23 protein-coding genes are annotated in these 23,761 nt (G+C 48.9%); 9 read left to right on the top strand and 14 right to left on the bottom strand.

The annotated features are described in order from the left end of the window. The first annotated feature begins 129 nt into the window (after nt 1–129). From MK185_02220 to MK185_02205, 4 genes are all read left to right on the top strand, one after another. On the top strand, nt 130–981 hold the full coding sequence (locus MK185_02220) for a PhzF family phenazine biosynthesis protein (GenBank protein ID MCH2039436.1): 852 nt from the start codon (nt 130–132) through the stop codon (nt 979–981). A gap of 165 nt (nt 982–1,146) precedes the next feature. After that, a complete protein-coding gene (locus tag MK185_02215; GenBank protein ID MCH2039435.1) occupies nt 1,147–1,362 on the top strand; it encodes a TIGR02450 family Trp-rich protein in 216 nt (71 codons plus the stop codon). Between the two features lie 99 nt (nt 1,363–1,461). Beyond that, a complete protein-coding gene (locus MK185_02210; protein MCH2039434.1) occupies nt 1,462–1,776 on the top strand; it encodes a hypothetical protein in 315 nt (104 codons plus the stop codon). 24 nt (nt 1,777–1,800) lie between these two features. Continuing rightward, nucleotides 1,801–1,959, top strand: a complete 159-nt coding sequence (locus MK185_02205) for a hypothetical protein (GenBank protein MCH2039433.1) — start codon at nt 1,801–1,803, stop codon at nt 1,957–1,959. 49 nt (nt 1,960–2,008) lie between these two features. Here the strand turns inward: MK185_02205 and MK185_02200 are convergent, their stop codons facing one another. Continuing rightward, nucleotides 2,009–3,025, bottom strand: a complete 1,017-nt coding sequence (locus tag MK185_02200) for an AraC family transcriptional regulator (protein ID MCH2039432.1) — start codon at nt 3,023–3,025, stop codon at nt 2,009–2,011. Between the two features lie 140 nt (nt 3,026–3,165). Here MK185_02200 and MK185_02195 point away from each other — a divergent pair, with 140 nt between their 5' ends. Next, entirely contained in the window at nt 3,166–3,987 is an 822-nt protein-coding gene (locus MK185_02195) for an NmrA family NAD(P)-binding protein (protein MCH2039431.1), read from the top strand. 123 nt (nt 3,988–4,110) lie between these two features. On the opposite strand, the gene sufT is transcribed toward MK185_02195, so the two are convergent. The 8 genes from sufT to MK185_02155 form a co-directional block, all read right to left on the bottom strand. Continuing rightward, nucleotides 4,111–4,638, bottom strand: a complete 528-nt coding sequence (gene sufT / locus MK185_02190; protein ID MCH2039430.1) for a putative Fe-S cluster assembly protein SufT — start codon at nt 4,636–4,638, stop codon at nt 4,111–4,113. A gap of 13 nt (nt 4,639–4,651) precedes the next feature. Continuing rightward, nucleotides 4,652–5,197 (bottom strand): DUF2058 domain-containing protein, encoded by a 546-nt coding sequence (locus MK185_02185; GenBank protein ID MCH2039429.1) that lies wholly within the window; start codon nt 5,195–5,197, stop codon nt 4,652–4,654. Between the two features lie 59 nt (nt 5,198–5,256). After that, nucleotides 5,257–6,330, bottom strand: coding sequence for a 5-(carboxyamino)imidazole ribonucleotide synthase (locus MK185_02180; protein MCH2039428.1), 1,074 nt, complete (start codon nt 6,328–6,330; stop codon nt 5,257–5,259). A gap of 85 nt (nt 6,331–6,415) precedes the next feature. Next, nucleotides 6,416–6,910, bottom strand: coding sequence for a 5-(carboxyamino)imidazole ribonucleotide mutase (purE, locus tag MK185_02175; protein MCH2039427.1), 495 nt, complete (start codon nt 6,908–6,910; stop codon nt 6,416–6,418). Between the two features lie 304 nt (nt 6,911–7,214). Next, nucleotides 7,215–9,038, bottom strand: a complete 1,824-nt coding sequence (locus MK185_02170) for a long-chain-acyl-CoA synthetase (GenBank protein MCH2039426.1) — start codon at nt 9,036–9,038, stop codon at nt 7,215–7,217. Between the two features lie 140 nt (nt 9,039–9,178). After that, nucleotides 9,179–10,399 carry an acyl-CoA dehydrogenase family protein gene (locus tag MK185_02165; protein ID MCH2039425.1) on the bottom strand — a complete coding sequence of 407 codons (1,221 nt, stop codon included), beginning with the start codon at nt 10,397–10,399 and terminating at the stop codon, nt 9,179–9,181. A gap of 178 nt (nt 10,400–10,577) precedes the next feature. Next, complete coding sequence (locus MK185_02160) at nt 10,578–11,900, bottom strand: acyl-CoA dehydrogenase family protein (protein MCH2039424.1); 1,323 nt, start codon at nt 11,898–11,900, stop codon at nt 10,578–10,580. 306 nt (nt 11,901–12,206) lie between these two features. Continuing rightward, entirely contained in the window at nt 12,207–12,878 is a 672-nt protein-coding gene (locus tag MK185_02155) for an adenosylcobinamide amidohydrolase (protein MCH2039423.1), read from the bottom strand. A gap of 106 nt (nt 12,879–12,984) precedes the next feature. On the opposite strand from MK185_02155, the gene yaaA reads away from it, so the two are divergent. Beyond that, nucleotides 12,985–13,773 carry a peroxide stress protein YaaA gene (yaaA, locus tag MK185_02150; GenBank protein ID MCH2039422.1) on the top strand — a complete coding sequence of 263 codons (789 nt, stop codon included), beginning with the start codon at nt 12,985–12,987 and terminating at the stop codon, nt 13,771–13,773. Further along, nucleotides 13,766–14,344, top strand: a complete 579-nt coding sequence (locus MK185_02145; protein ID MCH2039421.1) for a YajG family lipoprotein — start codon at nt 13,766–13,768, stop codon at nt 14,342–14,344. The genes yaaA and MK185_02145 overlap by 8 nt, the downstream gene beginning before the upstream one ends. Nucleotides 14,345–14,416: 72 nt before the next feature. On the opposite strand, the gene MK185_02140 is transcribed toward MK185_02145, so the two are convergent. From MK185_02140 to MK185_02130, 3 genes are all read right to left on the bottom strand, one after another. Next, complete coding sequence (locus MK185_02140) at nt 14,417–14,755, bottom strand: HPF/RaiA family ribosome-associated protein (GenBank protein MCH2039420.1); 339 nt, start codon at nt 14,753–14,755, stop codon at nt 14,417–14,419. Between the two features lie 231 nt (nt 14,756–14,986). Beyond that, the gene (locus tag MK185_02135; GenBank protein MCH2039419.1) at nt 14,987–15,742 is read right to left on the bottom strand and encodes an enoyl-CoA hydratase-related protein; all 756 of its coding nucleotides are present in this window, start codon (nt 15,740–15,742) and stop codon (nt 14,987–14,989) included. A 164-nt stretch (nt 15,743–15,906) separates the two neighbouring features. Continuing rightward, nucleotides 15,907–18,129 (bottom strand): carboxy terminal-processing peptidase, encoded by a 2,223-nt coding sequence (locus MK185_02130; GenBank protein MCH2039418.1) that lies wholly within the window; start codon nt 18,127–18,129, stop codon nt 15,907–15,909. A gap of 241 nt (nt 18,130–18,370) precedes the next feature. On the opposite strand from MK185_02130, the gene MK185_02125 reads away from it, so the two are divergent. Further along, a complete protein-coding gene (locus MK185_02125) occupies nt 18,371–18,835 on the top strand; it encodes a thioesterase family protein (protein ID MCH2039417.1) in 465 nt (154 codons plus the stop codon). Nucleotides 18,836–18,884: 49 nt separating this feature from the next. Here the strand turns inward: MK185_02125 and MK185_02120 are convergent, their stop codons facing one another. Then, a complete protein-coding gene (locus MK185_02120; GenBank protein MCH2039416.1) occupies nt 18,885–19,790 on the bottom strand; it encodes a LysR family transcriptional regulator in 906 nt (301 codons plus the stop codon). Nucleotides 19,791–19,934: 144 nt separating this feature from the next. Continuing rightward, a complete protein-coding gene (locus tag MK185_02115; GenBank protein MCH2039415.1) occupies nt 19,935–20,819 on the bottom strand; it encodes a DMT family transporter in 885 nt (294 codons plus the stop codon). A 272-nt stretch (nt 20,820–21,091) separates the two neighbouring features. Here MK185_02115 and clpB point away from each other — a divergent pair, with 272 nt between their 5' ends. Then, entirely contained in the window at nt 21,092–23,695 is a 2,604-nt protein-coding gene (clpB, locus tag MK185_02110; GenBank protein ID MCH2039414.1) for an ATP-dependent chaperone ClpB, read from the top strand. The last annotated feature ends 66 nt before the right edge of the window (nt 23,696–23,761 follow it).

Here is a 23,761-nt window from a genome sequence, read left to right as displayed (position 1 = left end):
TCCTCCGTATCCAGACGCAGTGACCAGTTACTGGGAGAATAGAATGAAAAGCAACATCAAAAATAGTCTGTCTGATTGTCAAGAAACAGCAACCCACCTTTGTGAACCCAGATAAGTAAAGAGAATATGATGAAATGTAAACTGGTTGATGTATTTGCTAAACAGCGGCTTTCAGGTAACGGCCTGACCATTTTCTACGATTATGAATCACTGGATGCCCGGCAAATGCTGGCACTAACGCAAGAGATGAGACAATTTGAATCAATATTCATCTCTGAACGCATCACGGATTCTTCGGTCAGGGCCAGAATATTCACAGTTGATGAAGAGTTAGACTTTGCTGGTCATCCCGTGGTTGGTTTAGCGGCACATTTACATGACGAATACGGTAACAATAACCACCATGATTGGGATATTGTGTTGAACCGAAAGACCGTACATGTCAAAACTGAAGTGACTGACAAGTATTTCAAAGCCTCGATGGATCAGGGGAAGCCCGAGTTTCTGGGTGTACTCAATGTCGATCAAACGGAAAAAGTACGTGTTGCTCTCAATCTGGATACGATGAACTTAACGGACTATCCTCTGGAAGTAATTTCGACCGGCTTGCCGTACTTAATTGTTCCTGTTTCAAGTGGTTTGGAGAATGCAAAAATCTCTGTCTCTGATTTTGAAAGTTTGTTGGAGAGTTTCGGGGCTAAGTTCGTTTATATCTTTGATATCAATAATTTTGAGGGACGAACCTGGGATAACGATGGTTCTGTTGAAGATATCGCCACTGGCAGTGCGGCTGGCCCGACGGCAGCCTACTTGTACAAGCACCGGGTTTGTTCAACAGAAAATCCGATCACTATTTCGCAGGGAAGGTTGTTAGGCCGGCCCAGCGAAATTGTTGCCTCCGCAGAAACTGAAGATGACGTTATCACAAATATCTGGGTCTCCGGCACTGTGATTAAAGTGGCAGATATTTCGTTTGTCTGAAGATCGGTTGATTTGAATTAACCGATTCTCAGATATGCCTGGACTCTGTTTCGTCTTCCTTGACCATGACACCTTTCACCTGAGAACATTCTATCTGAGTCAGTGAGGTGTCATTACTATGATTCTTCGATGTGCCGGGCTGTCATGAAACCACAGGGGATACCCTTGAACAGAATTAATCCGAAAAAACTTCTCAACAGCAAATGGACTGCCGTTAAACCGAAAAACAAAGAAAAGCACTTTATGATTACCGAAGTCGAGTTTGACGAGGAAGGTGACGTTATCCACTGCTTAATTGAAGCGGTGATGACACACAACGAGTGCGCAATCGATTGGCAAGATCTGAAGGATGATGCTCAATGGCGGCAGGGCTGGAAGTAACCCGCTTCAGCTTGACTTGCTAAGTCTTTACGGAACAACGCGACCCGTATCGAAGTAACGGGCACCAACGGTAATAACAGCCTCAGTAAAATCGATTCCATGCGGGTAACAGGTAACGCCGAAGTATCTGATGGTAAGGCGCAGTTGCATACCAATATGGACAGCGGCAGGTTTTATATTGGCCTGACGGTGAATTCGACAAGTCGTGTTTATGAAGGGCAGCCATCGGATGAGCGCTTAAAATTTTATTTCGATGATGAGCCAGTCGAGCGTGAGGTTCTGACAGACCCGCTGTTTTCACTGACAGGATTCAGCTTTCCATTGCCCCCCATGAGAGGCGATATCTCTTATGTGCTCGGCTGTAAGTACCTGACGTCTTTGTCGGTAACCTGTGATACGTTGGCAGTCACGTAAACCAGGGATGTCGGAGCGCGCGTGATGACACTGAACATTAATGTGACCTTCCCGCTATCGCTGACATTTGATTCACAGAGTTTGCCGCAATCGGGCTTTATTATGGCGACCTTCTGCAGTGATAAAGACGACAACCAAACCTGCTTAGACAATTATGCTGAAGTACCGGTGTCGTTCAACTGAGGATTACCGTTACTGACTTTCTCGTGATTGTCGGACCAAGCCAGAGTGCCTATTCCGCCGTCGCTCGCGCTCGCATCGGCGGTTCTCCGACAACCCGTTTATACGCGCGTGAAAATGCCGCTTCCGATTGATAACCCAGTTCATCAGCCAACTGCGCCAGGGTAACGTCCGATTGCATAATTCGTAGTCGGGCTAAATTCATGCGCCAGTCGGTAACATATTGCTTAACCGAGGTACCGATAACCTCGGTAAAACGCGCGGAAAAGCCAGAACGTGACATCCCCGCTTGTTGTGCCAGTTGCTGAACGGTCCAGCTGGTTTCCGGACTGTTGTGAATTGCGGTCAGAGCTTTTCCCAGTTTCGGGTCTTTCAGTGCTCCCAGCCAACCGATGTTGGCTTGCGGTGAATGGCTAAGCCAATGGCGTAACGCCTGAATAACAATGATATCGGCCAGATTGGCAATTACGGTTTCACCGCCGGGCGATAGTGTGCGTGCTTCCTGCCCCATTAATTGCAGAAGCGTCTGTAAGTGTTGCGTTGAGGTGTCATCGTCGCTGGTGATGTGAATAATCTGTGGTAATTGATTTATTAATTTCTTCCCCAGCACTTGGTCAAAATTTAATACACCACAGGTCAGGCGAGTATCCGGCGGGCCGTTGCTGGAATGTGTGTTATTTGCCTGAGAGCGACCGCCATAACGAATTAATTCAAATCGATCGGATAAGCGGATTACCGGAATATCGAAAAAAGGCGCACAACGTTGTTTCGTGGTATCAGATATACAATGACCTTCACCACGTGGAATGAGTGCCAGCTCACCCGGTTTCAGATAATGACTTTCACCATCTTTAAAGCGCAGCCAGCAGCCACCTTCGGTAACGATGTGGAACATCATCTTCCCACTTAGGGCTGGCATGGCAATGCCCCAGGGAGAGATTAATTCTGAGCTGGCGTAAATGACACCATCAAGTCGTAATGAATATAACGTGTCACCAAGCGTATCGGAGGCGCGCGGTATTTCCCGGTAATTATTGACGCCTTGCCCAGACACATGCTGGTCGCTCATCGGCTACTCTCGCTTCCATCGGCTAACGGTAAAGTCTGATTTGGACGAACTGCCAAAAAGTATGGCGATACAGCAAAGTAATATCAAGTTGCGCAGTTTTACACTGGTAGCCACTCATTAATTATCTGGAAGGTGAAGTAATGGCTACAGAAATAATTGCCGTAATCGGCGCAACAGGTAAAACCGGCGCACGGGTGTTATCGCGATTGGACCGTTTGGGTTACTCAACCCGCGGGTTATCGCGTACCAGCGAGATACCTTTTGACTGGAGCGACCGCAGTAGTTGGTTTGCTGCCTTACAGGGGGTTAGCGCGGCTTATGTGACCTATCACCCGGATTTGGCAATTCCGCAAGCAGAAGATGATCTTCGTGAACTTGTTGACGTTGCACGGCAGCAGGGAGTTAAACATCTGGTGTTATTATCGGGTCGTGGCGAGGATGGGGCGCAGCGGGCAGAAAACGCGGTCATCAATAGCGGCCTGAGCTGGAATATTGTGCGTGCCAGCTGGTTCATGCAGAACTTCAGTGAGAGCTTTATGCTCGACGGTATCCAAGCGGGTGAGCTGGTGCTGCCACAGCCGAACGCAACAGAGCCTTTTATTGATGTGGATGACATCGCCGACGTTGCGGTTACTGCGTTAACCGATCCGGCATTACAGAATCAGTTGTTTGAAGTTACCGGCCCTGAGCTACTGACATTTGAGTACTGCGTCGGGCACATCAGCCAGGTTGTGGATCGTGACATTGCCTTCATTCCGGTGCCTGTGGACGCCTACCTTGAAGCTGCCAAACAGCATGGGATGGCGGATGATATGGCCTGGTTAATTCATGAGTTATTCGTCAACGTACTGGATGGTCGCAATGAATCGATCACGAATACTGTGGAGACAATACTCGGTCGGCCAGCGCGTTCATTTCTGGATTATGCGGGTGTCGTTGCCACGCAGGGTGTATGGAAATAACGGTTTCTACGCACGACTTTTTATAATCGCGAATTTGGATTTCTGAGTCGTTAAGGTGACTGCATCACAACTAAAAAACAGCGGCAAACTCGCCGCTGTTTTTTTATCAAAGACTTGCTTGCCTCAGAAGAACAAACCCGCTTCCAGCTGGGCTTCTTCCGTCATCATGTCTTTGCTCCAGGGCGGATCAAACACCAGTTCAACTTCCACCTCGGATACATTCGGCACTTTCGCCACACGGTATTTTACATCGGAAATTAACACCGGACCCATGCCGCAGGTCGGAGCGGTTAACGTCATGCGGATATGCGCTTTGCTGCCGTCGATATCAATGCCGTAAATTAAACCCAGATCGAGCAGGTTAATCGGAATTTCCGGATCAAAAATCGTACGTAGTGCCTGTTCAATCTGATCTTTATGAACGGCGTTATCACCGCGGTCTTCAAACTGAATGTCTTCCGCTTCCAGGCCCAGTGCAGCAGCGTCGGTACCATCAACGCGCATCATATTGCCGTTAACCGTTACCGTGTAGTTGCCGCCCAGCGCCTGATTGATGGTGACAAAGGTGCCAGCCGGAATCAGAGTCGGAACGCCGGAAGGTACCTGACGGGCAGGGCACTCAAGTTGTGCCACGACCATTCGTTTTTCCATGAGCTCGCTCCTGTTACCACATCAGATCATCTGGGATCTGGTATGCCGCATACGGATCGTCTTCTTCCAGTTCGGCGCTCTGGTTTTCTGCGATATAGATAAAGAGTTTTTCATCACGCTGACGGATTTTCTCGGTTACCGGCACGGGAATCACCGCGTGGCTTTTTCCCTGGGCAATAATTGCCAGTTGACCACGACTCAGGCGATCCCAGATGGCCTGATCAACGTACAGTTGTTTGATCTTGTTGTCGGCGCCAACAAACTGGTATTTGATGTCGCCTTTTTCGCTGCGGATGGCGTTGGTATCAATCAGCTGTTTAATCTGCGCCTGAATGGCTTTTTGCTGCGCTTCTTCTTCACGCTTCAGATTCAGCTCGCGATCCTGCTCGGCCTTTTTCTGGCGTGCTTGTTCCGCTTTTTGCTTGGCAACATCCAGCTCATTTTCCTGGCCGGTACGTTGCAGGTGTTCCTGCTTTTTCATTGCTTTGGCGTTCTTTTTGGCCTTTTTCTTGTCGACCAGGCCAGCCGCTAAAAGCTGTTCTTGCAGAGATTTTGCCATCTCAACTGTCTCTAATAATCTCAAAATAACTGGGTTAACCGGGTGTTATGTTACCTCAGTTACCCTTTATTCCACACACCTTCCGGCATGACGTCGACTAAGGCATCAATTGTCAGGTCACGTTCTTCAACGCTGTCGGCAACGACGGTAATGTGCCCAAGCTTCCGGGCCGGACGTGCTTCTTTACCATAAGAGTGACGGTAAGCGTTGCTGAGGCTGTCGGCTTTTAATGAAGAATCCTCTTCACCAATCACATTTAACATGGCTACTGCCGGGTATTTGGAGTCGGTATTGCCCAGTGGTTTACCACTTAACGCCAGCATATGGTTACGGAACTGGCTGGCTTCGGCGCCCTCAATCGACCAGTGGCCGGAGTTGTGAACGCGAGGTGCCACTTCATTGGCGACCAGGCCCTGTTCGGTTTCAAACAGCTCCAGGGTCATGGTGCCGACATAATCCAGGCTGTTGGCCAGGTCACGGATATAACGTTCTGCGATTTGTGCTTTGTCGTCAGACAGGCCCGTGGCCGGATACAGGGAATAACGCAGGATGCCTTCGTGGTGTACGTTTTCGGTCATTGGCCAGACGTTAACGTTACCGTCGCGATCGCGACTGGCGATCACGGAGGTTTCGCGCAGGAACGGGACGAAAGCTTCGGCGATAAGTTCGCGGTTGCCAATGGTGTTCCAGGCGGGGGCGGCATCTTCCGCAGTGCGTAATACAAACTGACCTTTGCCGTCGTAACCTTCGGTGGTGGTTTTCATCACAATCGGCAGACCGAGGGTTTCAATCGCGGTGTGTACGTCTTCCAGCGAGTTGACCGCACAGAAATCAGCGGTATCGATACCGGCAGCGCGTAACGCATTCTTTTCCAGTAAACGGTTCTGGAATACTTTGAGTGCTTTCAGGCTCGGGAATACCTTGTCTTCAACCGGTTCCAGCAGTTCCACGATGTGCGCCGGAATGTTTTCGGTTTCGTAGGAAACGATATCGACCTCGTTGACAAAGGCGTTCAGCTTACCTTCTTCATGGGCGCGCAGATCGTACAGGGAGATTGCCAGATCACTCAGATCGGTAACACTGGACTCTAACATCTGGCCTAACTGGCCGTTTCCTAAGATACCAATTTTCATCGGGTGTCTCGTTTGCTCATCAATGGAATAGGGAGGTCAGGCTGACTGTGTCTCATCACAATAGCCGCCTGATCGGGTCGATAGATTACTCAGCGTCGCGAGGGTCTGGTTGTGACAATACCGTCTCGGTTTGTTCCGCGCGGAAAGCATCAACCCGTTTCAGCAGCTCATCATCCGAGGTTGCCAGAATCTGTGCTGCCAGCAGGCCGGCATTTTTAGCTCCGGCATCACCAATAGCGAGGGTGCCTACGGCCACGCCACCCGGCATTTGTGCAATCGACAGCAGCGAATCGATACCATTTAACGCGCGGCTTTTAACCGGTACACCTAATACAGGTAAAGACGTTTGTGAAGCCGCCATACCGGGCAAGTGAGCAGCACCGCCAGCACCAGCGATAATAACTTTGATACCACGCCCCTGAGCTTCTTTGGCGTAGCTAAACAGCAAATCCGGAGTGCGGTGGGCCGAAACGACCTTGACTTCGTAGGCAACGCCCAGTTTGTCCAGCATATCGGCCGCATGTTGCATGGTTGGCCAATCGCTCTTGGAGCCCATAATAATTCCGACGGGTACAGTCATGGAGACACCTTTTGCTGTGTAATGCGTATTTAACTCAGGCTGGGTGTCTGACAATCTGCAGATACCGCTGCTGAGATTTGAAAGGCGCGCATTCTAGCATAAAGCACTCAAATACTGAGGCTGGATGGCAAATTTTCTCCGTTTCTGGGTAACCACTTGGTCAGGATTTTGTGCGATTCTGCAAAAGATAATGTTATTAATGTTGCTGAGTCGTCCCCCGTCCGAGGCCCATTTGTATTCTGCTGGGCCTTTCTGATGGTGTTGGCCTGGGGGACGCTTCTCCTGAACCGTGTCTTGAACCTGGTCAGAGTGCGAATTCACCACTGTTAATCTGACTTTCAGCATCGGTTTTGAGCGCTTCGTAGCTGGGCGCTTTATTGGCTAATACCAGTACTGGCTCAGACACCTGATCAAGGTGATACGCTTCTTTTTTCAGCTCAACTTTGCGGTATTTAAACGTACCGGTAATCTCTTCCTGTTCGCGGATACGTAAAAATAAAGGAATGGCATAGGTGGGCAGTTTTTCGCGCAGATGCCGGGTGACTGCGCCCCAATTGACCTTGTCTGCGGAAGTGTTCAGCGTCAAGGCCGCCATGCCTGCACGGCCATCGGTGTAGGGAACTTCTACACCATAAGCGACGGCATGTTCAATGTCGGGATAATCCATTAATACCGATTCGACCTCTGTTGTGGCAACGTTTTCGCCTTTCCAGCGGAAGGTATCGCCCAGGCGGTCGGCGAACGCGATATGGCCGTAACCCTGATTTAACACCATGTCTCCGGTGTTAAACCAGCAATCCCCTTTTTTGAACACATCACGAAACAGTTTTTTATTCGTGGCTTCTTCATCGGTATAACCTTCAAACGGCTGTTTGTCATTGACCTCAGTGATTAATAATCCGGTGCTGCCTGCTTTTACCGGATTCATGTAGTTCTTGTTATTACGCACAGGTGCATCTTGTTCGATATCGTATTCGACAATGTTGTAAGGCAGGGGGCAGAAGCCAGCGGTCTTATCCAGATTAAAGACATTGGTAAACACCAGGTTGCATTCGCTGGCGCCATAAAATTCGTTAATGTGTTGAATACCAAAACGCTGTTTGAATTCCATCCAGATATCCGGACGTAACCCGTTACCAATAACGACCCGGATTTTATGATCCTGATCATTGGCCGCTGGTTGTGTGTTTAGCAGGTAGCGACACAATTCACCGATGTAACAGAACGCGGTTGCTCCGTAATCGCGAACTTCATCCCAGAAGCGGCTGACACTGAATTTACGTGAAATGGCAATACAGGCACCGGCACCCAACACCGCAGCCAGAGAAACCGTTAAGGCATTGTTATGATAGAGCGGCAGGGAGACATACAACACGTCATCTTTTTTCAGTTTCATCGATGCCAGACCCATTCCTGCCATCGATTTATGCCAGCGGTAATGACTCATAACAGACGCTTTTGGCAGTCCTGTCGTACCGGACGTAAAAATGTAATAGCACGGTTGATGCATTTTTACCTGTTTGGTGGACGCGGGGTTATCGCCTGTGTGCTGTGCGCAGAGTGGTTCGATATCCTGATAGTGCGCGGGGGCTTCTTTATGGCCCGTGTCTCTGACGTAATAAAGTTGCGTTGTCAGTTCAACCGGTAGCTGTTGTTCCACCGTGGCCATATTTTCCAGCATCTCTTCGCCAACCAGCATCAACTTGGGCGACACCAGTGTAATGCTGTGCAACAGCACTTCACCGCGTTGTGAGGTGTTCATCATACTGGCGATAGCGCCCAGCTTTACCGTGGCTAATACGGCGATTAACGTTTCCGGGCGATTCTCCAGTAAAATACCCACAGTATCACCCATCCCCACGCCCTGACTGGCAATCAAATGTGCCAGGCGATTGGCCTGTTTATTTAATTCACCGTAGGTGTAAGTGATCGACTGATAGCGAACAGCAATATGATTCGGCTGATTCTTTGCGTGCTTTTCCAGCAACAGACCAATGGACTTGTTTTTATTCGGTTTCGTACCTGCCAGAGCTGCTACCCCTTTTAGGGTGGTAGGCATATCCGGAAGCTGGCGTATTAATTGACTAACAATATTCCCTAAAGAAACGGTTTTTGCAGCATCAGACATAGCAGATCCTTTTATTGTTGTTTTAGCTGGGGGATGAGTTTTTTCAGTATAGAAACGAGTCTGCCATAGGCTTTTGTTAAAGCCTATAGCAGAAATACGTAAAGCCTGTGCGAGGACAGACAGAGGCTTGTAATCGCAGTTTATTTCAGCTCAGCAGAGGATTTATTTAACAGTCGTCGTGCGACAATTAACTGCTGTATCTGTTGTGTGCCTTCAAAAATATCGAGGATTTTTGAATCACGCGCCCACTTTTCCAGCAACTCATCTTCGCAGTAACCCAGAGTGCCCAGTAACTCGACACACCCGAGAGTAATTTCATTGGCTACACGGCCTGCTTTGGCTTTTGCCATTGATGCTTCTTTTGAATTCGGCTTACCATTGTCTGCCATCCAAGCAGCTTTCAGGGTTAACAATCGTGATGCTTCCCATTCGGCCTCGTAGCGATATAACGTCGCTTCTATTTGGCTGGCATTTTTTACCGATGTTGCATAGTCGGCCTTTACGCCCATTTTACTGAGAATTTCACGGGTACGATCAATGGATGCTTTGGCTACACCCACTGCCATGGCGGCAACCACCGGGCGCGTATTGTCGAAGGTCTGCATAACACCGGCAAAACCTTTCTCGACATTGACCTCTGGTGATCCCAGCAGGTTGGCTGCGGGCACACGACAATCACTGAATACAATAGCCGCGGTATCCGATGCTTTAATACCCAGCTTCTTTTCCAATCGTACTACTTCCATACCCGGGGTGCCTTTTTCTACGACAAACGATTTAATCGCAGCCCGGCCCAATGAGCGATCGACACTGGCCCATACCACTACCGCATCAGCTCGTTCTCCAGACGTGACGTAGATTTTCTCACCGTTAATGATGTAGTCATCACCATCTTTAACCGCGGTGGTGCGCACTGCCGCGGAGTCAGAACCAAAGCCGGGTTCAGTAATTGCCATGGCGGCCCACTTATGACCAAATCGAGCCATTTGCTCATCGTTAGCCACAGCGGCAATGGCTGCGTTACCTAACCCCTGACGCGGCAATGTCAGAGATAAACCGACGTCACCCCAGCACAGCTCCTGCAGTCCAAGAACCGTCGACAGGTTGGTACCATTCTGAATACCTTCCGATTTTTTAGCGTCTTGTTTTAATTTACCAGCGCCAGCGCCTTCACCGATACCGGTTTGCGCCACCGCGTCGTTCATACCATCCATAATGGCGGCGAGCATATCCAGTTCTACCGGATAGGCATGCTCGCTGGCATCGTATTTACGTGAAATAGGACGGAAGACATTTTCCGCAACCTGACGCGCCTGGTTTACCAACGGCTGAAACTTTTTTGGAACTTCTAAATTAATCATTTCTTTTATTCCTATTAATTCTTTTTCTTAAACACCTATGAAGGGTTAACGCATTCGCCAGAGAAGGGCACTCATTTGATCTGTGTGAGCTGTTATTCAGTAAGGGGGATGCTTCAATAAATACCTAAGCCATCCCGACCGACTGTGAACCCTGTTACGGCAATGCAGTTACTTTCAATCACAGGTGCATGCCGCTGGTGTTACAGGCCAGTACCCGTAAATCCCGATACCAGCGTTCAGCAGGGTGTTCCTTGGTAAAGCCATGGCCGCCCAGCAATTGGACCGCATCGGTACCAATTTTCATGGCTTTTTCGGCGCACAAGGTATGTGCCAGAAACGCTTCGCGATGGAACGATTTCCCTTCTTCTGCCAAAGCTGCCGCACGCCACGTCAACAGGCGCATGGCATCCAGTTCAATACCGATATCAGCAATCAAAAATGCAACCGACTGACGGTGGCTGATGGGTTCGCCAAAGGCTTCTCGTTCATTACAGTAGGTGATTACGTAATCCAGCGCAGCCTGAGCGGTACCAATGGCCAGCGCACACCAATGTAATTGCCCCAGATCGATAAATTCCTGGTAGTTGGATGGTGAGGCGCTGAACCCTTCACTGCCTAACAATGCGTCCGAGGCCAGCTCAACATTTTTTAAGGTCAGTTGGCCGGTGGTTGCACCACGTAACCCCATGGCTGGTACTTTTTTAAAGTGAATACCGGCACTTTTACCCGGCACAATAAAGACCGCAGGTTTGCCTTTCAGCATGGCTGCAACCAGATATAAATCGGCATCGCCAGCAAACGGCACCAGGGTTTTCTGGCCGTTGATCAGATATCCTTTTTTGGTTTTCTTGGCGCTGCAACTCAGTTTATTGGCATCGAATAATGGATGCGCTTCCTGAACTGCGATTGCCGCTTTAACCGGCGTCTCTTCCAGATACCGCGGCAGATAATTTTTCTTTTGTTCTGCCGTGCCCCAACGAACAATGGCGTTGGCGACCGCAGTGGGTGCCAGTGCCGCGTACGCCAGCCCCATATCTCCCCACGCCAGCTCTTCTGCAATGATGGCGCTGGTGGTGGGGCTATAACTTTGTGCCGCACCTCCTAATGCCTCTGGTACTGAAAAATAGTTCAGGCCGATGTCCATCAGGTTGGTGAGATAGTCTTGCGGCAGGGCCTTGTTTTCATCCGCATCCAGAGCCAGGTCTCGGATGACATCGGTAGTGTAAGCACGTACCGTGTCTTTGATCATCTGTTGCTCTTCAGTAAGGCTCAGATCGAATAACACATTTTTTTTGGCGGGTGCTGGCAACAACATATTATTGTCGACTTTTTTCTTATTGTTGGCGCGTTTCAACAACTCTCCTGCCATTTTAAAACCCGTTTTGGTCGACAGGTAAGCCATCTTCTCTGCAGATTTACGCAGCTTGTATTTTTCTGCAAATTGGCTGCCAGCAAATTTGCTGGCGAGGCCGAGACCCAGACCCTGAATATCTTTTGCCATGAAAACGCCCTTTTGTTGTTCGGTTTGTTGTTACAGGATTTATTGTTTCTGGTTATTAACTTTATCTGCTGACTGACACTGCCGGTTGCGATTGTGCTGTGTGCATACCCGACGCCACATTTTGTTTCTAACACGTTATTTGTAACACCTTGCCGGGAGTCAATGAAACAACACCGATGCAGGTCAGTCGTCATACAGTGTCGCAAGGCTTGAGGAATGCCTCATTGGCACAAGAGGCGTTATGAAATGGCCTGAACTGCCATTGGGTTACCCAATTTGGGTGGGAAATCAGCACGGTAGGTTGGATCATGCCTTAAGGTTGTTTAGACAGGCCTGAATGGACTCACTCACAGCTTGATAAACCGCCAAACCGATGGCTTCACCCAGTTGTGTGTGTTTACCGCAATATTCACTGGCGCGGGTATTTTTTACTGCAATGGGGCAGAGTACAGCGTGACTGTCGGTACCGGTGCCACTGGCATCCCGATCGGTTTCGCGACTTTTGAGCTGAAAGTCTCGAACCGCCGTTGTTTTCGCTTCGGTCAGCAGAATCAGCGCTTCGGCCAGTGCTGCTGGTGTTAATGGTGTGCCGCAGTGTAGCCAGATATTAATAGTGCCGTGTTCCGGTATGTCCGTCACTTCCTGAACCGGGTCACCTGGTCGCAACAGATTACTCAAACCGCAGGTTACCCAGGCCTGAACGGTATGGTTGGCAATGCATATTTTTCGATGACGCAGCGACTTCATTGATGCTGCGGTCATCATTGCGGTTACCGGCAGCGGTAGCTGCAACTCGCGGGCCTTGGCACTCAGGGTTTGTGCCGGTGGCTCAAATGGTGGTTTGGCGTATTGGTTCACCTTTAGGTTTAACAGCGAGTGCGCCTCGCCGAAGCCTCCGTTGAATACCGCAGAGCTGAGTATCTGCTGCGGTTGATCGAAACATAGGCTGATGTAATCGGGTCGATTAATACACTTCATGGTTTTTCGCCGGTTAACGGATTCAGGCAGAGCGACAGGACTGGTATGATATCGTCCATCTTAACGAATTGCTTCCCGACCGGGTTATTAAGAAGGATATGTTGTTATGCTGACTTTGTTGTCGCCTGCTAAAACATTGGATTTTGACACGCCACCGACCACTAAAACTGCAACCCAGGCTGATTTTCTGGATCATTCTGCGGCACTGGTGGATGTGTTAAAACCCTATTCTCCAGACGAAGTTGGCGCATTAATGAAACTCAGCCCGGCATTGTCTGAGCTGAATGTAAAGCGCTATCACGACTGGCTGCTGCCGTTTACTGCAGACAATGCCAAGGCAGCGGTGTTGGCTTTTAAAGGTGATGTATACACAGGTCTGGAAGCCGAAACTTTCAGCCAGCAGACGCTGGAGTTCTCGCAACAACATTTACGTATTCTCAGCGGTTTGTACGGTTTATTGCGGCCATTGGATTTAATTCAGCCGTACCGTCTGGAAATGGGTACCAAGCTTGAGAATCCACGTGGTAAAAACCTTTACGAATTTTGGGGCACCATTATTACTGATGCGTTGAATACCGAGCTTGAAACACACAGCCATAAAACCATCGTTAATCTCGCGTCCAATGAGTACTTTAAGTCGGTAAAACAGAAGCAATTACAGGGTGATTTAATTACGCCCGTATTTAAAGACGAGAAAAATGGTCAGTATAAAATCATCAGTTTCTATGCGAAAAAGGCGCGTGGTTTGATGGCTGCATACATAATGAAAAACGGCATAGACAACGTAGAAGAATTAAAAGCGTTTGATATTGCTGGATACCGCTTCAGTGGCGAAGATTCTAATGCCGATACCTGGGTGTTTAAACGTGCTGAAAAGGATATCCCTAATGGGTAAATTGATGGCAACAAGTCTGGCATTACTGTCGTTAAGCGGTTGTGTTCTGGCACCACAAACCATTGAGTTGAACGAGAACTACCCAATCACCGCAGGTACCATAAGTCCACAAAGAGATGCGCTGGTGCGTGTGGTTGATCAGCGTTTGCAGCAGGGCAAGCGCATTGGTCACCGTGGCGGACGTTTGCCGGAAAATTCTCCTTTGCTGGTGCAACAGGATTTATCTGACACACTTACCAGACGCTTGCAGGGTTCACTAGCACAACTGGGTTTTGGTGGATCAAGTCCATTGCAACCAATTAAAGTGCAACTGGATATAAATCAATTTGATTTCAGCTGTAACGAGGGGGTTCTGGTTAATCAATGTGGCATGGAAATGGAGCTACAGTTAACAGTGATCACTGAGGCAGAGAAATTCACCAAACCGTTTACTGTTAACGAACGTCGCCGTTTGGCCGCATCCCCCAATGCGGAGTATAACCAGCAGTGGGTGAATGAAGTCCTGGATAAACTATGGAATTACATGTTTTCTGATGCGCAGTTGCGTTCGGTTCTTGGTGTCCGGCAATAAATAATAGCCGCCCGCAGGGCAGACTCATCAGCCATTGAAGCAATCATGCTCCAATGGCGAGTTTGAGAGAGGTCAGGCATCGACAGTGTTGTATTTCAGGGCTGTAAACGAAGGTTTGCGTTTCAGTTTGCGTGCCAGTGTCTTGGCGCTTCGGGTTGCTGTTGTGGATATGGCACTTTCAAGTTTATCTGAGGTGCCTTTAACGATCACATCGGGTTGGTCAGGTAACGTCAGGTGGAATTGGCATTCTTTATCAAGGCCGCCTTTCTGTCCATTGATGTCACTGAGCTGAATTTTTACTCTCTGTATTCTGTCTTTAAAACGGTTAAATGCAAACTCAACCCGTCTATTCAATAATCTACGCAGTCCGCGAGTCAGCTTAACGTTGCGTGATTGAATTTCAATATGCATTGGTATTCCTCCTGAACGTTTCACAATTGAGACTACGCCGGGAGCAGAGCTGAGGAAAGATAGTTTTTGTGAAGAATTGGCAAACTTTTGCAAATGTATCGACAATTAATGACACTAAAAAATCATTGACTTGTCATCGTGATGATTGTTTTGAAGGTAAACGGTTTGGTCGAAAAGACTGGTATTAAAAAGGCGCTGACAATCAGCGCCTTTTGTCCTGATGGATAAGGCTTACTTGCCGCCTTTCAGCACGTGATTGATGCGCATCTGCGTTTCTGGAGTTTGCAACAAGGCGGAGAATGCGACCATCTCAGCTTCCACAGCGGCGTTTACGCGCTCACGGTGACCTTCGGCTTTCCCCAGCTGTTTAATGGCACGCAAAGCATCCTGAGAGTTTTTCAGTAATGCTTGTGCTGCTTTCATCGCGTGCTCTAATGCCGTACCGTCTTCAACAGCGGCATTGATCAGCCCCCATTTTTCTGCTTCGGCCGCTTTAAAGAAACGGCCGGTGAACAGCAGATCGGCGGCGTTTTTAGCACCAATGGCTTCCTTCAGCATCACCGAAGAAGCACCCTCGGCAGCAACCCCAATTTTGGCAAACGGCAGGCTGTAGCGGATACTGTTGCCTGCGTAGGCTAAATCGGCGTGCAACAGCAGATTGGCTCCAATACCAACAGCAACGCCCTCCTGAGCTAAAATCAGTGGCTTCTCCATGGCAGCCAACGTGTCAAAAATACCGGCAACACCTTGTTGAACACCAGCCAGATCTCCGTCTGGAAGCAGGTCGCGCAGATCATTCCCCGCCGTAAACTTGCCTTCGGCACCGGTGATCACAATTACTTTTACATCGTTATTCTTTTCACTTTCCTGCAGTGCGGCAATCACATCTTTGTAGGTTTGTACACGAATCGCGTTCAGTACTTTTGGGCGATTGATCGTGATTAAAGCAATGCCGTTTTCCAGGCTGTAGTCGATATCCTGATACATAAGCTGATCTCTTGTTGTCTGCGCTTAGTTTTAGTTGGTCGATGATGGCAGAGCGCCGGGTATATTTCAAACAACTGTTTGAAATTGCTTACGCTTTAAAATTCCGCAGGCACAAAAAAGCGCTCAACGATGAGCGCTTTTAATGAAGTTAATCAACATTGAAATTAATTCAGGCGTTGGGCAATCGCCGCCTTTTGATTTGGGCTGCTCAGTTGAATATAGTCGAGCAGAATCTGACCGGCCTCTACCAGTATGGCGTCTTCTTCCTCGTCTTTCTTTTCATCATCGGTTTCAGATCCGTCTTTAGCCGTTGCCTCATCTTTGGTATCTGTGTCGCCGTTTTGTTTGTTGTCAGCTTGATCGGTGGATTTCTTATCCTTGCCGGACTGAGAGGTTTCTTTCTCTTCGTCATCCTCCAGGCTATCGAGCAGTTCCAGCCCTTTGGCTTTGCGGCGGGTATTCTCCAGTGCTAAACGACGATCATCATTGGCTTGACGTTCTTCCTTGCGGACTTTTTCGTTCAGAGATACCTGAGTTTTATCACGCAGTTCGGTAATTAATGCCTTTTGTGAGCGCATAAACTGAAAGTCGGGGTTATCGGCGATACGTTGATGATGTTTATTCCGTAGTGACGGCACGAGACGATTTACTTCGCCACTTTTCTTATGTTCCGCCGGACGGATGGTGTCCCAGGCCAGTGCTTCGTCCAGGGCACTTTCGCCGATTTTGTCTTTATCGAACAGTGATGGGAACAAAATATCAGGGATCACCCCTTGATGCTGAGTGCTGTCTCCGGAAACGCGGTAGAACTTAGCCTGGGTAATCTTCAATTGGCCGTGGTGTAAACGACGCAGCGATTGTACGGTGCCTTTACCAAAGGTCTGGCCGCCCACAACGATGCCGCGACCATAATCCTGAATCGCGCCAGCGAAGATCTCCGATGCCGATGCACTTAAGCGATTCACCAGAACGGTGATCGGGCCATCATATAATACCTCTGGGTCCTGATCTTTCAGAACTTCAACATGACCACGAATACTGCGAACCTGAACTACCGGGCCGGTGGGAATAAACAGACCCGTCAGGTGAATGGCTTCTTCCAGCGAACCACCGCCGTTGTTACGAAGATCGATAATCAGGCCTTCAACGCCTTCAACTTTTAACTCCTGAATCAGTTTGGCGACATCGCGGGTGGTTGAGCGATAATCCGGTTTGTTTTCCATACGGCCCTGGAAATCAATGTAGAAGGTTGGGATATCAATAACGCCTACTTTGCGTACTGTTGGGTTTTCTGAATTGCCGTCTTGTAATTCAATAATATCTTTCTGAGCTGATTGCTCTTCCAGCTTAACCTCATCACGAACAATCGAAACGACTTTGCTTTCACTGCCATTGCCACTGGCTGGCAGGATTTCCAGTCGGACTGTGGTTCCCTTGGTACCACGAATCAAATCAACCACTTCATCCAGGCGCCAGCCGATCACATCAACCATCTCGCCATCGGCATTTTGGCCGACGCCAACAATTTTATCCGCAGGTTCCAGATTACCAGCTTTATCTGCCGGACCTGCCGGAACCAGGCGCACGACTTTGGTATGTTCGTCTTCGGTTTGTAATACCGCACCGATCCCCTGCAATGACAGGCTCATATTGATATTAAAGTTCTCGGTATTACGCGGAGAAAAGTACTGAGTGTGTGGATCAAATGAACGCGTCACGGCGTTCATAAAGGTTTGATAGGCATCTTCCGGTTTGGATTGATGTACCCGGTTCAGCTGATTCTGATAACGTTTAGTTAACAGTTCAATAATGTCGTCTTTTTCTTTGCCTGCCAGTTTTAAATTCAGCATCGAGTTTTTAAGACGTTTGCGCCACAACTCGTTCAGTTCAGCCTGGCTGGTTGCCCATTGAGCTTCTTCTCGATCCAGTTCCAGCGATTCGTCCTGATCAAACCGGTACGCTTTTGCATTGGCTTTTAATTCCGTCATTAAAAACGATAAGCGCTCAGAAACTCGTTGTTGAAAACGGTTAAAAATCAGAAAGCCAGGACGCATATCACTGCGTGCCAGGGCGTCATCCAGTTCTTTACGGTATTTTTCAAACTCTTGCACGTCGCCAGCAAGAAAATAACTGCGCGTGCTGTCGATGTCTTCCAGCAGAATATCCAGAACTTTAGACGACATTTTGTCGTCCAGGCGTTGATGGGCGTAATGGTTGCGCAGCAGGTTCTGCATGATTTGCTGGCTGGTCAGCGAATGGTTGCGACTTGGTTCCAGTTTCTTGAAAGGAGTTCCAGGCTCAATGCTTTCGATGGTGGCTGATGCACTCAATGACAAAAGTGTTGTCAGTAAAAAGGCTGATGCTTTGCTGATAAAAGTAAAACGCATAGTTGTCGCCATAATTCCTTATTGTTGTTTGTGCTGACACCTGAGCACGGGTATCATGCCGCCCCTTGATGCTACGGTATCTCGACAGGGCTGTCATCTTTGCTTCATGTTACTGTCGGGCCTTTTACAAAGCCTTACACACCGTATTGACTTAGGCCCTTCAGACCAATCACCGAATAAAGACAGATTAGTCCATCTTCGACCGGCATCGGAAAGATAAATTCAAATAACGGAGTAGCTTGTGGCGCGAGTTAAGCTCGATTTACCGGATTGTTTCAGCTTCAGTACAGTGCTGGATGTTCGGGTGTCAGATATCAATTACGGCAACCATGTCGGTAACGACCGGATGGTGTCTTTACTGCACGAAGCACGCTTGCGCTTTATGCGTGAACATGATTTCGGTGAGTTTAATATTGCCGGTTTGGGAATCATGGTCACCGACGTGGTGGTTTCCTTTATGGCGGAATCTTTTGTCGGTGAACTCTTAACCATTCGCGTGGGACTGCACGACTTTAACAAATACGGTTGTGATGTGGTGTATCAGGTTGAAAATCACGCCGAAGATAAAATAGTCGCTAAGGCGAAAACCGGTATTGTTTTCTTTGACTACGACGAGCGTAAGATTGCCCGTATTCCGAAGATATTCCTGGAACGCTGTGCTCCAAGACAGCTCAACTTGTTAGAGCCGATCGCTGAAGTTGACTGATCGGTAATAAAGATGATGTAACCCGTCCGCGGCATCGCTGGCGGGTTTTTTATTGCTGAATTTCATCGCTGAAGTAGTTGGTAATAAAGTCGAGAAACGCCCGACTTTTATTAGCTAAATAGCGGTTTTGCGGGAACACTACCTTGATGGTTCTAACCGGTATCTCCACTTCGGTAAACAGTTGCACCAATTCACCATTCTCCAGATGACGTTCGGCTATGTAAGTTGGTAATGCGGTAATCCCCATGCCTTTCAGGCAGGCTTCATAGACAAGGTCAATGTCATTAACGGTTAACTTCCGCTCGATGTTTTGTAAGGTAAAACCGTGATCTTTCTCAAACTGACGCAACCAGTTGATGCGGGCGTATTCGGCATTGGCAACGACCAGGATGCGGTGTTGGTTGATATCTTCGAAGGTTTGCGGTGTTCCCCAGCGGTTTAGGTATTCTGGTGAGGCACAAATGGCAATCTTTTGCTCTGCTACTGGCTTTGCGATTAAACGCGAATCTTCCAGCGTGCCGATACGCAAAGCAAAGTCATAGCCCTCCTTTACGATATCCAGCGGGCGATCTGAGATGTGCAGTTCGAAGCTGATATCCGGGAACTGTTCGGAAAAATCATTGAAAATTCTAGCCAGCTCGCGGCGACCGAAGTTTGACATGGCGGTGATTCGCAATCGGCCCCGCGGCGTCACATCAAAGTCAGTGACCAGCTTTTCGGCTTCAGTAATGGATTCAAGGATGTTCTCGCAATGCTGGTAAAACATCTGACCCGCTTCGGTCGGGCTGACTGAGCGGGTGGTGCGGTTGAGCAGGCGAACCCCCAGTCGCTCTTCCAGTCCACTGATCTGCTTACTGACAGCAGACGGGGTTACACCCAGTGAATCAGCTGCCGAGGTAAAATTACGCGAACGCACGACGGAGACGAAGGTTTGCAGGGAATCGATACGAGACATGATTGTTGACTCATTCAGATAAACGTTGTGATTATATTTACTATATTGTATTTCCAGGAAACAATGACGTTGTTTTTTGTTATTTCCTACCGGTTTCTCGCCATTCAGTATTAATTTAGAGGAAATAATCGCAGGGAATTACCGCTACCTACGCAAATTGATAAGCCCAGAACTGATGATCAGAGCTGCGCCTATCCAGGTGCTCCATAGAGGTATCTCATCCCAGAATAACCAGCCCATAAACGCGCCGTAAACAACCGCGCTGTACGCATAAACGCCGACACTGCCGGTTGGGGCAATCTTGTAAGCTTTAGTGAGTGCCAGCTGGCCAAAGGTGGCAACGGCACCCAGCACCAATAACAGTGCCCAGTAAGACGGCGGCACCGGGTTCCAGTTTGTCAAAGCGGCGGGCAACGACACCGTGGTTGCAATCACACCGAAATAAAACACAATTCGCTGGCTTGGTTCGCGGGTTACCGATAATTTGCGAATCGTTACTTTGGCGAGGGCAGCCAGAAATGCCCCCAACAGACCGACTAATGCCACGTAAGAGAAGCCTTCATCACCGCCAGGACGAAGAATAAACGCCACGCCGGTAAAACCCACGAGCAGAGCCAGCAGACTATTTTTGCCTGACTTTTCTGACAGCCATACCCAGGCGATCAGAGGCATAAACAGGGGGCTGGAGAGTTTTACCAGAAATGCTTCGGTTAATGGCATGTTAGCAATTGCCCAGAAGTAGCAATACATGGCGGTTACGCCGACCAGACCGCGCATCAGGTGCCAGTGCCAGACTCGGGTTTTCAGCAATGACGGACCCTGGCGCAGAATCAATGGAATCAGAATGATGAGTCCGGCCAGATTTCGGAAAAAGACAATTTGTTCGGTCGACAGCTCATCTGACACATATTTAATCAGCGCACCCATGACAGCCAGCAAGGCTTCGCCGCCGATCAAAAATAGAGCACCCGTGCGTATGGCGTCGCGCTTGGCGTGACTGACTGAATGGGCGGCTGGGTGGTCTGACACAGGAAGCTCCGGATGATTTACCTCGTGAATACGACCTCTGGGTCTTTAAATTCAATGAAGCGGGGCAATATAAGAGGTAGATAAAGAATACAAAGTCGGGATTATAAAGCATCCTGTCACGACTTTTTGCATCGCGGCATCCTGCAGTGGCTGTAATGATTAGAAAAAATAAAGTTTCCATTAAAAGTCTTGAAATTAATTAATTAATCCGCAGATATGTTTCAGGCAGAGAAATTATGATGAAGTCGATCGATAAGAGGAGTGTGTGAATTATGCGTATGGATCGTTTGACTACCAGTTTACAGAATGCACTGGCCGAGAGTCAGAGCCTGGCATTGGGTCAGGACCACAATCAGATTGATACGGTGCACGTACTGCTGGCACTTTTGGAACAAACCAGTAGCTCCATTAAGGATGTTATTCGCCGCGCTGGCGTTAATGTGTCGGAACTTGAACGTGCGCTGCGTGCAGTAATGAATGACCAGCCAATCGTCAGTTCGCCGGATGGCAACATTCAATTAGCTCAGGAGCTGGGGCGATTACTCAACCTGGCTGATAAAGACGCGCAAAAACGCGGTGATCAGTTTGTCTCGAGTGAGATATTTCTATTAGTCGCTCTTCAGGACAGAGGTGCCGCAGGCAAAGTACTGACCGATGTCGGTTTGAACGCCAAAGCTCTAGAAAATGCGATTGAAGACATGCGGGGTGGCGATGCCGTCAGCGATGCCAATGCCGAAGATAATCGTCAGTCGTTGGATAAATATTGCATCGATCTGACCGAACGGGCTGAGCAAGGCAAGCTGGATCCGGTGATTGGTCGGGACGACGAGATTCGTCGTACCGTTCAGGTATTGCAACGCCGAACAAAAAATAATCCGGTACTCATCGGTCAGCCTGGCGTTGGCAAAACCGCGGTGGTTGAGGGCCTGGCGCAGCGCATCATTAACGGCGAAGTGCCTGAAAACCTGAAGGACAAGCGTATCCTTTCATTGGATATGGGGGCGCTGGTCGCGGGTGCCAAATATCGTGGAGAGTTTGAAGAGCGATTAAAAGCGGTATTAAAAGACGTTGCCAAGCACGACGGTCGCATCATTTTGTTTGTCGACGAATTGCATACCATGGTTGGCGCTGGTAAAGGCGACGGTGCGATGGATGCGGGCAATATGCTTAAGCCAGCACTGGCGCGTGGCGAGTTGCATTGCGTTGGTGCCACCACGCTGGATGAATACCGTGAATACATCGAAAAAGACGCCGCACTGGAGCGCCGTTTTCAGAAAGTGCTGGTGGATGAACCGTCTGAAGAAGATACGGTTGCCATTCTGCGTGGCTTAAAGGAACGTTACGAAGTGCATCACGGTGTACAGATTACGGATAGCGCTATTATTGCCGCCGCTAAACTCTCACAGCGATATATCACCGATCGTCAGCTGCCGGATAAAGCCATCGATCTGATTGACGAAGCGGCTTCTGTGATTCGCATGGAAATTGATTCCAAACCGCAGGAAATGGATAAACTGGAGCGTCGTTTAATTCAGCTGAAAATTGAGCGGGAAGCCCTTAAAAAAGAAAAAGACGATGCGGCACGTAAGCGCTTATCGGGCCTCAATGAGGAAATTAATAAAGCTGGTAGCGCCTACGTTGAATTAGAAGAAGTATGGAAGAAAGAAAAAGCATTGCTCGAAGGTGCATCGAAGTCCAAAGAGCTGCTGGAGCAAGCCAAGCTTGACCTAGAAGCCGCGCGTCGCGGCGGTGATTTGCAGAAAATGTCGGAACTGCAGTATGGCACCATTCCTGAGTTGGAAAAAAAACTGGCCTCCGCTAACGAAGCAGAAGCAGCTGGCGCTCAGGAATTCAGTCTGTTGCGTAATAAGGTGACTGAAGATGAAATTGCAGAAGTAGTATCTAAATGGACTGGCGTACCGGTAACAAAAATGCTGGAGGGTGAACGCGATAAACTATTGCGTATGGAGCAGGTGCTGCATGATTCTGTCGTTGGTCAGCAGCAGGCAATTGCTGCAGTATCCAATGCGGTGCGTCGTTCTCGCGCTGGTTTAAGTGATCCGAATCGCCCGAACGGTTCGTTCCTGTTTCTTGGGCCAACCGGTGTTGGTAAAACCGAGTTGTGTAAGGCGCTGGCCACTTTCTTGTTCGACAGTAAAGACGCCATGGTGCGTATTGATATGTCGGAATACATGGAGAAGCATTCAGTTGCCCGCTTAATTGGCGCACCTCCGGGTTATGTCGGTTATGAAGAGGGGGGGTATTTAACCGAAGCCGTGCGTCGTAAACCGTACTCCGTGATTCTGCTCGATGAGGTGGAAAAGGCCCATCCGGATGTTTTTAATATCCTGTTACAGGTGTTGGATGACGGTCAGCTGACCGATGGGCAGGGTCGTAAAGTCGATTTCAAAAACACCGTATTAGTGATGACCTCTAACCTGGGTTCTGATGTCATTCAAACTTTGGCCGGTGCGTCAGCGGACGAGGGCAGTGCGCCTGATTATGAAGACATGCGTGAGGCGGTGATGGGAATTGTCGGAACTCACTTCCGCCCAGAATTTATTAACCGTATCGATGAGGCTGTGGTGTTCCATCCACTGCAGAAAGAACAGATACGTGGAATTGCAGAGATCCAGTTGCAATTGCTGCATCAACGACTGCGTGAACGTGATTTGTCGCTGGAACTTACCGACGCCGCCATCAGTAAATTGGTGGATGTCGGTTACGATCCGGTGTTTGGCGCCCGTCCTCTGAAACGTGCGATTCAACAATGGATCGAAAATCCATTGGCACAGGATATTCTCGGCGGAAAATTTGTTGCCGGACAAACCATAAGAGCCGATGTGAAAGGTGACGAACTGATATTTCATGGCTGAAGTAGCCTGACGCGTTCGTTAATAGACTCTGATGTGAAGCGCACCCCGAAGTTGCTCATGACTGAA

The organism is Saccharospirillaceae bacterium, assembly GCA_022448365.1.
Taxonomy (GTDB): domain Bacteria; phylum Pseudomonadota; class Gammaproteobacteria; order Pseudomonadales; family Oceanobacteraceae; genus Bacterioplanoides.
The sequence above is the reverse complement of the archived record's forward strand: the minus strand, read 5'-3'. Positions and strand labels throughout refer to the sequence as shown.